The sequence below is a fragment of the Vibrio sp. 10N.261.52.A1 genome (assembly GCF_002876325.1).
GTDB classification, from domain to species: Bacteria; Pseudomonadota; Gammaproteobacteria; order Enterobacterales; family Vibrionaceae; genus Vibrio; species Vibrio chagasii.
In genome coordinates this window covers 1-597 of record NZ_MCYD01001442.1, presented here as the reverse complement: position 1 = coordinate 597, position 597 = coordinate 1, and the positions used below count along the sequence as shown (strand labels likewise).

At 34.3% G+C, this 597-nt stretch carries 1 protein-coding gene and 1 pseudogene; both read right to left on the bottom strand.

All coding sequences use genetic code 11. The annotated features are described in order from the left end of the window. A partial coding sequence (locus BCT81_RS29665) for a hypothetical protein (protein ID WP_206748019.1) occupies nt 1-330 on the bottom strand: 330 nt, incomplete at its 3' end. Nucleotides 331-423: 93 nt separating this feature from the next. After that, nucleotides 424-597, bottom strand: a pseudogene (locus tag BCT81_RS29660) (ATP-binding cassette domain-containing protein); the annotation flags it as partial.

The window sequence follows — 597 nt, the reverse complement described above, 5'->3', positions numbered from 1 at the left end:
CCCTTCAAAACGGTCTTTGCAAGAATAATTATAAGTACCGAGCAGATAATACTTCATCCCTAAATCGTCTTTACCACTCCCGATTTTTGAGTCAGTATAGGACAATAAAATATCTGACGACTTCTCAAGATCCTTATTTAAACCTATTCCATACCTATACTTTAAGCTAATGATCAAGTCATCAGAAAAAAAACCCGTCAACTTATCTTGTCCAACATATATATCTTCACCATAAACATTTATAAGGTTAGTTCTCTCCAAGTTATATAGGTACAACTCACAAGATTTAACATTGAAACAAAAGAAGATTAGGACTAAAAATAAATTCATAAAATTCAAAGTTCACCACCATTAATAACCCACAAAGAAACCACTCCACTTTCATTACGTATTTAACTCATCTATATCAACCAAACGAGAGCAATGCACTAAAGTCGAAAGTCGATGCGCAATACTAATAACTGTTCTTCCTTTAGAGATTAAAGGAAGCCTCGAAACAATTTCGGCTTCTGACTCATAATCCAAGGCACTTGTTGCTTCATCGAGAATTAATATTCTAGGATTGGTTATTAAAGCCCGAGCTAAAGCAATCCTCTG